At 53.8% G+C, this 9,753-nt stretch carries 10 protein-coding genes and 1 tRNA gene; 9 read left to right on the top strand and 2 right to left on the bottom strand.

Annotation, left to right across the window (positions count from 1 at the left end; all coding sequences use genetic code 11):
* A tRNA-Ser gene (locus tag ACESNI_RS12735) sits at positions 1 to 90 on the bottom strand.
* A 236-nt stretch (positions 91 to 326) separates the two neighbouring features.
* Between ACESNI_RS12735 and ACESNI_RS12730 the strand changes: the two genes are divergently transcribed.
* The 8 genes from ACESNI_RS12730 to ACESNI_RS12695 all read left to right on the top strand — a co-directional run bounded on the left by ACESNI_RS12730 (position 327) and on the right by ACESNI_RS12695 (position 8,161).
* A complete protein-coding gene (locus tag ACESNI_RS12730; protein ID WP_373087361.1) occupies positions 327 to 1,313 on the top strand; it encodes a lytic transglycosylase domain-containing protein in 987 nt (328 codons plus the stop codon).
* 39 nt (positions 1,314 to 1,352) lie between these two features.
* A complete protein-coding gene (locus ACESNI_RS12725) occupies positions 1,353 to 2,339 on the top strand; it encodes a septal ring lytic transglycosylase RlpA family protein (RefSeq protein ID WP_373087359.1) in 987 nt (328 codons plus the stop codon).
* A gap of 84 nt (positions 2,340 to 2,423) precedes the next feature.
* Complete coding sequence (locus ACESNI_RS12720; RefSeq protein WP_373087356.1) at positions 2,424 to 3,596, top strand: D-alanyl-D-alanine carboxypeptidase family protein; 1,173 nt, start codon at positions 2,424 to 2,426, stop codon at positions 3,594 to 3,596.
* A 12-nt stretch (positions 3,597 to 3,608) separates the two neighbouring features.
* On the top strand, positions 3,609 to 4,253 hold the full coding sequence (gene tmk, locus ACESNI_RS12715; RefSeq protein WP_373087353.1) for a dTMP kinase: 645 nt from the start codon (positions 3,609 to 3,611) through the stop codon (positions 4,251 to 4,253).
* Positions 4,250 to 5,347 carry a DNA polymerase III subunit delta' gene (locus ACESNI_RS12710; RefSeq protein WP_373087350.1) on the top strand — a complete coding sequence of 366 codons (1,098 nt, stop codon included), beginning with the start codon at positions 4,250 to 4,252 and terminating at the stop codon, positions 5,345 to 5,347. The genes tmk and ACESNI_RS12710 overlap by 4 nt, the downstream gene beginning before the upstream one ends.
* 20 nt (positions 5,348 to 5,367) lie before the next feature.
* Positions 5,368 to 6,147, top strand: coding sequence for a TatD family hydrolase (locus tag ACESNI_RS12705; RefSeq protein WP_373087347.1), 780 nt, complete (start codon positions 5,368 to 5,370; stop codon positions 6,145 to 6,147).
* Between the two features lie 4 nt (positions 6,148 to 6,151).
* On the top strand, positions 6,152 to 6,910 hold the full coding sequence (locus ACESNI_RS12700; RefSeq protein ID WP_373087345.1) for an MBL fold metallo-hydrolase: 759 nt from the start codon (positions 6,152 to 6,154) through the stop codon (positions 6,908 to 6,910).
* 531 nt (positions 6,911 to 7,441) lie between these two features.
* Positions 7,442 to 8,161 (top strand): DNA helicase, encoded by a 720-nt coding sequence (locus tag ACESNI_RS12695; RefSeq protein WP_373087342.1) that lies wholly within the window; start codon positions 7,442 to 7,444, stop codon positions 8,159 to 8,161.
* A 35-nt stretch (positions 8,162 to 8,196) separates the two neighbouring features.
* Here ACESNI_RS12695 and ACESNI_RS12690 read toward each other — a convergent pair whose 3' ends face one another.
* A complete protein-coding gene (locus ACESNI_RS12690; protein ID WP_373087339.1) occupies positions 8,197 to 8,784 on the bottom strand; it encodes a regulatory protein RecX in 588 nt (195 codons plus the stop codon).
* A gap of 103 nt (positions 8,785 to 8,887) precedes the next feature.
* On the opposite strand from ACESNI_RS12690, the gene mazG reads away from it, so the two are divergent.
* Positions 8,888 to 9,718, top strand: coding sequence for a nucleoside triphosphate pyrophosphohydrolase (gene mazG, locus ACESNI_RS12685; protein WP_373087336.1), 831 nt, complete (start codon positions 8,888 to 8,890; stop codon positions 9,716 to 9,718).
* Positions 9,719 to 9,753: the final 35 nt, after the last annotated feature.

Here is a 9,753-nt window from a genome sequence, read left to right as displayed (position 1 = left end):
TGGCGGAGGGTCGGGGATTCGAACCCCGGAAGGGCTTGCACCCTTGCTGGTTTTCAAGACCAGTGCATTCAACCGCTCTGCCAACCCTCCGCGGGTGGGCGGGTCCGGATGCCGGACTGCGCCTCAACCGGATCGATTGCGGATCTGCGTAACTCCTGATCGTTTAAAGTTCCCGTTCTGCACTGTCAATGATATTTGCCCGCGAAATCGAATATTCCGGACATTACGCGGCGCTTTTGCGCACGCAGCACTGTTTTTTCGTCTGAAACCGTTGCGAATCCGCGGGATTTATGGCAAAAAGGGGAAATCAGTAAAATGGAGTTCCAATGGCAAAGAAATCTGCGCGTCTTATCGGTTTGTCGTTCTTGGGAATTTTACTGTTTACGCTTTCAAATCCGGTCTTCGCCGCCTCCGAGCCCTTTGATATTTTCGTGGAAAAAATAAGGATCGAGGCGCTGGAAAAAGGGATAAGCCAGGCAACGGTCGAAGATGCCTTTTCCACCGTCAAGCTGCTGGAACGAGTGGTTGCCCTTGACCGCAAGCAACCCGAGGTGACCCAGACCTTCCAGCAATACATGGAAAAGCGGCTGCCGCAGTCCCTCATTGATTCCGGCAAGGCATTGCTTAAGGAGCACCATTCTGTCCTTGAAGAAGTCGGGCGGAAATACGGCGTTCAACCCCGCTTCATCGTCGCTCTCTGGGGGGTGGAGACGCGCTATGGAAACTATACGGGTGGGTTCAACGTCATCGATGCCCTGACGACACTGGCCTATGACAACCGGCGCGCAGCGTATTTCCGAAAGGAGCTTTTTCTAGCCCTCAAAATTCTGGACGAGCATGACATCACTGCTGCGGAAATGAAGGGGTCCTGGGCGGGCGCCATGGGGCAATCGCAGTTTATGCCCTCGAGTTTCGTCAATTTCGCCGTCGACCATGATGCGGACGGCAAGCGTGATATCTGGGGAACAAAGGCCGACGTCTTTGCCTCTGCCGCCAATTACCTGTCGAAATCCGGCTGGGAAGGGGACCAGACATGGGGGCGGGAGGTGACGTTGCCGGGAAAATTCAACGCCTCCCTTATCGATCTCGATGTCATCAAGCCGATGGCTGACTGGCAGGCCCTCGGGGTCCGCAAGGTGGATGGAAGCGCGCTGCCGACGCGGCAATTGATGGGCTCGCTGGTCCAGCCCAAGGGCGGGAACGGGCAGACCTTCCTTGTCTATAATAATTACCGGACTATCCTGAAATGGAATCGTTCGACCTATTTCGCCATGTCTGTCGGCCAGCTTGCCGATCTGCTGGGAGATGGATGATAGATGTTAAAACCAACCAGTAAAAATGAGTAACAGATTATGTGGCTACGACAAAAATCGGGATTAATCATCATGCTGGCGGGGATCATGGTCCTCGCTGGTTGTTCTGAAGTCAACTTGCTCAGCTATGGAGCGAAAAAATATCGAAGTTCGGGAAGCCCGCAAGAGACGGATACGGCGGACGGGGGGATTGATCGCGGACAGCCGAAAATCGGCAAGCCCTACCAGATTGATGGCGTCTGGTATTATCCGGCAGCTGATACCGGGTATGACGAGACGGGGATAGCCTCCTGGTACGGCGAACCATTTCATGGGCGTCCCACCGCTAACGGCGCGATCTATGATATGAACAAGCTGACTGCCGCGCATAAGACATTGCCGCTGCCGTCCGACGTGCGGGTGACAAACCTGGAAAACGGCCGGTCCATCGTCGTCACCGTAAATGACCGAGGCCCGTTCGCGCATTCGCGTATCATTGACCTCTCCTACGGCTCAGCCAAATTGCTAGGCATCATTGAGAAAGGAACAGCGAAGGTCCGGGTTCAAATCGTGAACGGAAACGGCGCGGACGGAACACAAATGGTTGCCAAGCCGGACACGCCGGATAATGAGCGCAATAATGTCGCCGCCGCTCCGCGGGCAACTATCGTCGCTGATTCCCTTGCCCCGCCGTCGAACGTGAAGTCGGCACCGGCACCGCGAAACACGGCATTGCCGGCCCCGAAGGCGGAACCATCCGTACAAATGGCCTCGTACAATACCGCACAGCCAGTGGTAACGGTCAGCCCGGTAACCGACAGTGAAATATTCATTCAGGCCGGTGCCTTTGTCGATTACAATAACGCGAATGTCCTGAGCGCCAGCCTGTCAAACCTGGGGCCGAGCAAGGTCAGCCAGGCGCTCGTCAACGGACAGGATTTCTATCGCGTCCGCGTGGGGCCGGTGACGGACATCGCCCGGGCCGATCAGGTCCTCGAAAGTCTCATTAATACCGGGCATAAAGACGCGCGGATTATTGTTGAATGATCAGTCCCAAATTGGGTGAAATACTGATTTACAGGAAAGCCCGGACTGTTCAGGTGATTTGAATTGAAAATATATGGAATGAAAATGTTACAAAATGTGAAGATGGCGGATCGGTTATTTGCTCTGGCGCGGATGCTGCCACTGCTGGTCGTCTGCTTTGCCCTTCCTCTCGGTGCTGCGGCGGAAGCTATTGAAACTCCTGCGCGTGAAGCCTTTGTTTTTGACGTGAATACCGGCGCTGTCTTGCTCGAAAAAGATGCAGATGTGCTGATGGCGCCAGCATCAATGAGCAAACTGATGACGGTCACGATGGTATTCGAGCGGTTACAAGACGGCTCGCTCAAACTCGACGACACCCTGCCGGTGAGCGAAAAAGCCTGGAAAAAAGGCGGCTCCAAAATGTTCGTCAAAGTGGATACTCGCGTCAGTATCCATGATCTCCTGCGCGGGATTATCGTCCAGTCCGGAAATGATGCCTGCATAGTCGTCGCCGAAGGACTGGGTGGATCGGAAGAGGCCTTTGCCGAGGCCATGACCGCCCACGCCCGGGAGATTGGCCTTGAAAAAAGCACGTTCAAGAATGCAACCGGTTGGCCTGACCCCGAACATCGGATGACAGCCCGCGAGCTTGGCTTGCTGGCGAAATATATCATCACGAAATTCCCCGAAGATTATGAAATTTTCGGAGAAAAAGACTTTACCTATAGCGATATCAAGCAGGGGAACCGAAATCCGCTGCTGTATAAGGAGACCGATGCTGATGGCCTGAAGACGGGACATACGCAAGAATCCGGCTATGGTCTCGTCGGCTCGGCGAAACGGGACGGACGGCGGCTTGTGGTTGTGGTCAATGGCCTCTCCAGTACACAGGAAAGAAGCCGCGAGTCCGAACGGCTGATGGAATGGGGCTTTCGCGAATTTGATAACTATGCCTTGTTCAAGGCCGGGGACGTGGTTGACCACGCTCGCGTCTGGCTTGGCAACGAAGAAACGGTTCCCGTGACAGTCGAGAAGGACCTTCTGGTTACGCTGTCCCGTCAGGCGCGCAAATCGATGGTTGTCAAGGTCGTCTATGATGAGCCTGTCCCGGCGCCGATCCTGAAAGGAACTCCGATCGCCCAGCTTATTGTCTCTGGTCCTGACATGGATACGGTGACGGTGCCACTCGTCGCCACGCAGGATATTACCCGGCCAGGACCGCTCAAGCGGCTCACCTCCGCGGTTGAGTATCTCGTCTTTGGTCCGTCGGCGAACTGACGCACGAACCTGATGGAAAAATCCCGATCGCGCCGCGGAAAATTCATCACCCTTGAAGGCGGCGATGGCAGCGGAAAGTCAACACAGGCAAAACTGCTTGCCGAGTTTATGGCCACGCAGGGAATTAAAACCCTGCTGACCCGTGAGCCCGGAGGAGCCCCGGGATCAGACGAGATCCGGGAGCTGATCCTGACCGGCGACCCGGACCGCTGGGATGCGATCGGGGAAACGCTGTTATTTTATGCCTCGCGCCGCAATCACCTGCGCCTAACCATCTGGCCGGCGCTGGCGGCCGGGCGCTGGGTCATCTCTGATCGCTTTGCTGATTCAACCATGGCCTATCAGGGTTACGGTAATCGGCTGGGTGAGGCGGTCGTACAGCAAGTGCATGACTTTGCCGTTGGTGACTTCGCACCCGACTTGACTTTTATCTTCGATTTGCCCGCCGCGGAGGGATTGCGCCGCACTGGCGGGCGCAGCCATAACGAAGACCGGTTCGAGAAAATGGACCTATCCTTTCATGAACGGTTGCGCGCAGGTTTTCTGGATATTGCCGCCCACAATCCGGACCGCTGCGTTGTTATTGACGCGTCGCGCTCGGTTGACGTCATCCAGACCGAGATGCGTGACGTGATCCGTGCGCGATTGCTCACATGAGCGAAGTGCCCGTCCCCGACAAGCTCGATAAATATCCCCATCCACAAGACACCCGCCGCCTTATCGGACATGAGACGGCCGAAAAGATATTTCTCGGTAATTTCAACAGCGGCCGCTTTCATCATGCCTGGCTGATTACCGGCGCGAAAGGCGTTGGCAAGGCGACCTTTGCCTATCGGGCCGCGAAATTCCTGTTGACGCAAGGGGCGGGGGAAGGGGGGCTGTTCGGGCCTCCGGATAGTCTTAATGTCGCGGATGGCTCACCGGCACTTGCGCAGATCAAGGCAGGGGCTCATCCCGGCCTTATCGTTTTAAAGCGCCAGTATGATACGAAAAATAAAAAGCTTTTCACCGTCATCCGTGTTGACGATGTGCGCGCCCGCGCCGGATTTTTCCGCCTCACGGCGTCGGAGGGGAGCTGGCGCGTCGTCATCGTCGACCCCGTGGACGAGATGAACTCAAGCGCCGCCAATGCCATGCTGAAAATCCTGGAGGAACCGCCAGAGAAGACAGTCTTCCTGCTGCTGTCGCATACACCGGCGGGTCTGCTGCCGACCATCCGCTCCCGCTGCCGCCAGTTGCCGTTACGCCCCTTAAGCGAGACGGATATGCGCTCCGTGCTTGAGCCTTTTAGTCGCACTTTGTCACCTGACCAGGTCGACATGCTGCTGGCAATGGCCGATGGAAGCCCCGGTAAAGCATTACAGTTGCTGGATACCGGCGGTCTTGACATTTTTGCCGGGCTTCTCGATATTTTGAAGACTTATCCCCGGCTTGACGCGGAAAAGCTCCACGGACTTGCCGACAGCGTCGGGCGGAAGGACGGGGAGGGGGCCTATCGCACGATTTGCGAGCTCTATCCTTGGTGGCTCTCACGGATGGTGCGCGCAGGCAGCAGTAATTTTACCGACGGTCAGTTCATTCACGGCGAGAGTGATATCATGAAGCGGCTTGTTGTCGCGCATCCGCTCGATGCCTGGGTTGATCTTTGGGAAAAGGGAAACCGGTTGATAAAAAAATCCGATGCGGTCAATCTTGATCGTAAACAGGTTGTCCTCAACCTGTTTTTGGCGATAGAACGCATGGGCAGCTAAACAGAGTAATTGGATACAGCATGTTAGTAGATAGCCATTGCCACCTCAATTTCGAGCAGCTCTCGAGCGAGCTCGACGCTGTCGTCGCCCGCGCCGCCGACGCCGGGGTTGGCCATATGCTGACCATTGGCACTAAACTGCGCGAATTCGATGCCGTGCGGGCAATTGCCGAGGCCTATCCCAATATTCACTGCTCCGTCGGTGTGCATCCACATGAGGCGGAGAGCGAGGCGGACGAGGTGACAACGGCGAAACTCATCTCGCTCACCCAGCATCCGAAAGTCGTCGCCCTTGGCGAAACCGGACTTGATTATTATTATGAGCATGCCCCGCGCGACTTGCAGAAGAAGTCCTTCCGAATTCATATTGCCACCGCCCGTGAAACCGGCCTGCCGCTCATTGTCCATACCCGGAATGCCGACCGCGATACCATTGATATCTTACGCGAAGAATATGAGAAGGGGCCCTTTACTGGAGTCATTCACTGCTTTAGCTCTGGCTGGGAAGTCGCTGAAAAATCTATGGAAATAGGATTTTACATTTCTATCTCCGGGATCGTAACGTTCAAGGCCGCCGGCGATTTACGCGATCATGTCGCGAAGATTCCAGTGGAAAAGCTACTTGTGGAAACAGACTCGCCCTATCTGGCGCCGGTGCCCAAACGGGGAAAATCCAACGAGCCGTCCTTCGTTACCCATACAGCGGCAAAAGTCGCGGAGATCAAGGGCATTGATCCGGACCAGCTTGCAGCCATCACAACAGATAATTTTTTCAACCTTTTCAATAAGATAGAGCGGTGACCTGATGGATGTTACAATACTTGGTTGCGGCACGTCCGGCGGTGTTCCGCGCATTGGCAATGAATGGGGAGCCTGTGACCCTACGGAACCCAAGAACCGTCGGCGTCGCTGCTCAATCCTGGTGAAGGAGAAGAATACGCAGGTCCTGATTGATACATCACCGGATATCCGTGAACAACTGCTCGATGCCAAAGTCGAAGATCTCGATGCGGTTATCTGGACCCATGAACATGCCGATCAGTGCCACGGGATTGACGAGCTGCGCGTCCTTGCTATCCGTAATCGCCGGCGTATGGAAGTCTGGAGCGACAACAAGACACTTTCCATCCTGATGAAACGATTTGATTATTGTTTCCGGCAGCTTGGTGGAAATCCTTATCCTGCTATCTTAAATGAGCATTTTATTGACGGGCCGTTCAATATCGGGGATATCGAGTTTATTCCGTTTGATCAGGATCATGGCAGCATCACCAGTCTGGGCTTCCGCATGGGCGCCATCGGCTATTCCAACGATCTTGTTAATCTCGACGACAAGGGCTTTGAAATTCTCGACGGGATTGATACCTGGATTGTGGATGCCATGCGCTATAAGCCGCATCCGACCCATGTCAATTTAGAAACAGCCCTTGAATGGATTGCACGACTGAAACCACGACGGGCGATATTGACGAACATGCATGTGGATCTGGATTACCAGACCTTGCTGAATGAGTTGCCAGCAGGCGTCGAACCGGCCTATGACGGCATGGTTATTTCTGTTTGAGCCGCAATGCATCATCTAATCCTCATTTTCAGGGCGCTCATCCATGAAAGGCGTGCTTGATATACGCTAAGAACGATGTATATGCGCAGAAAGCCACGTTAAGGTATGAGACACAGTAATATCTATAGCCTAGGCCCCCTCTCGTCCTATATCTATTATTTTCCATAATATATATTATGCGCATAATTCTATTAAGGAACAGGATACTTCCCGACCGCTGATCCAGACATCTTGTGTTAGCTTATCCGGTTTCCATTACCCACGTCTCATCGGGCAGTCATAACGGATACCTGTCTGTACCGACTGGTCACGCTACTGTGTCATCATCACCGTTCAACAAGCATCAGCCAAACGTGTACGCTGCGACCATTATCTTGAATTGTCAGGCGAACCTGCTAAACTCATCCGGTGCGAAAACTCGCGCCTCCCCCCTTCAACGGGAAAGCACCTGAGTGCAGAGTTTTGATGATCGCGTTTTGACCTTTAATTGGGGTTTGAGGCAAAAGGAGGGAATGTTTTATCGGCCCGCAATTGGGGGTTTCCATGAAACTTACAGCACCTGTCTATATACTAATGCAAAGAGCAAAAGATCTGAAAAGAGCACAGTCCATTACGATGGTCGAGGCATTAAACCAGATCGCCAAGAGCGAAGGCTTCCTGTCCTGGAGCCTTTTACAATCCAAGGCAAAAACCATTGTTCCAAGATCCCGGGAAGAGATTTTGGACTATTTAAATCCGGGCGACCTCGTCCTTATCGGTGCCCGGCCAGGCCTTGGAAAAACGACGCTGACGTTACAGATTATGTTGCAAGCGGCCAAAGCAGATCGGCTATGCTTGTTTTTCTCGTTTGAATATACGGACAATGACATCAGGCCAAAGCTGACCGCACTCGCGGGCCCGGACACATATGAAGAGCATCTGAGACTTGACTTTTCCGACGATATTTCAGCGGACTATATTATCAAGGAAACGAAGGATCTAATTAAAGAAGGTTCTTTAATTGCAATGGATTACTTGCAACTGCTGGACCAAAAACGTAGTAACCCTGCCCTTCAACAGCAGATCGAGGTGTTAAAGGAATATGCAAAAGCCACCCGCTGCATTTTGATTTTCATCTCACAAATAGACCGAAAATTTACCCAGCATGACAGGTCGCGACCAACCCTAGAGGATGTGAGACTGCCGAACCCGCTGGATTTACGACTTTTCAACAAGGCCATCTTTGTCGAGGGTGAACAGATATTTATCTAGCCCCGCACGATACCATAAGCTGGCCCGGACGGGCTTTATCCTTCACCGCGGATCAGGTCCTCGATTTCCTCTGCTTTGTCGGCATCCAGCACCGTCCGGGCCACATCATAGGAAAAACCGCTCCGGGCCAGCGAGGCCATCTCACGAGTGTCGCGGGCCTCGCGGGTGCGCGCCGGCTTATAGGGGCCAAATTTACGCCGTTTCACATATCGAGCGGCGGCGGCGAGATCAAGGGCCCGCCGATCCTCTCCAAGCTCTTCTAGGGCGTTTTCCTGATCCTCTTCCGTAAAGCCGAGACCCTGTAGCCTGAGCTCGATTTGCGTGACGGATTTTCCCTGCCGCGCCATTACTCGGGCTTTACTGGCCGCAAACTCCCGATCATTGATAAAACCTGAGGCAACAAGCCGGGCAATCTCCGCCTCAATGCGAAACCCGAGCTCGGCATCGTCGACGTCAAACAGCTCCGCTCCCGCCGCCGCTCTGGTCATTAGATGCTGGCGCATTTTAAAGGTCGTTGCCGGAAACCGGTTGAGATAGCGCAGTGCCTGATCGCGCAGCCACTTCGATGTCGGCTCCTTCGGTATTCGGGCCTTTTTGGGCTTCGGTGGTGTTTCTTCCGTCATGCCTGCCTTAAGATAATTACCTTTTTTGCCAGTTTACGTCTGGCACAAGTGAAAGGAAATCCATTAAACTAACAAACGCCTTTAATTCAGGAAAGCTTCCTTCATGGTCCAGACCCCACCCCCCGCTTCCATCGACCGACTCCTTGAGATCATGGCGCGACTTCGCGATCCTGACGGCGGCTGCCCCTGGGACCTTGAACAGAATTTCGAGACAATCGCGCCGCATACTATCGAGGAGGCCTATGAAGTTGCCGATGCCATCGCCGATGGTGACATGGCGGAGCTGAAGGACGAACTTGGCGACTTGATGTTCCAGGTTGTCTTTTACGCGCAGATGGCAAAAGAGGCCGGCCATTTCGATTTCAATGACGTGATCGACGCAATTTCAGACAAAATGATCCGCCGCCACCCGCATGTCTTCGGCAACGACAACATCCCGACAGCAGAGGCGCAAATAACGGCCTGGGAGGAAACCAAGGCGCAAGAGCGGGCCGCCAAGATGAAGACCGGGGAACAACCTTCTGTTCTCGACGGCGTCGCCAGCAACCTGCCCGCCTTTACCCGGGCGGTAAAACTGCAAAAACGCGCCGCGCGGGTCGGGTTTGACTGGCCGTCCATTGATCAGGTTTTCGACAAAATTCATGAGGAGATGGGCGAGCTGAAAACCGAGATTGCCCTTGAAGACAGCGCCGAGGATATTGCTGAAGAGTATGGCGATTTTCTTTTTGTTGTCGCTAATTTGGGGCGACATCTCAATCTCGATCCCGAAACTGTCCTTCGTCAGGCAAACAGAAAATTTACCCGCCGCTTCCAGTTCGTTGAACAACGTCTGAAAGCGCTCGGCAAAACCCCGGACCAAAGCTCTCTGGAGGAAATGGATACTTTATGGAATGACGTTCGGCAAAAAGACAAGCTAAATAAAACAAAGGTTTAAATTGTTTTATTTAGGATTTTTTCAAGACGCCCGAT

Origin of the sequence: Sneathiella sp. (assembly GCF_041689005.1) — a bacterium.
GTDB lineage: Bacteria > Pseudomonadota > Alphaproteobacteria > Sneathiellales > Sneathiellaceae > Sneathiella.
This window is presented reverse-complemented; position numbering and strand designations above follow the sequence as displayed.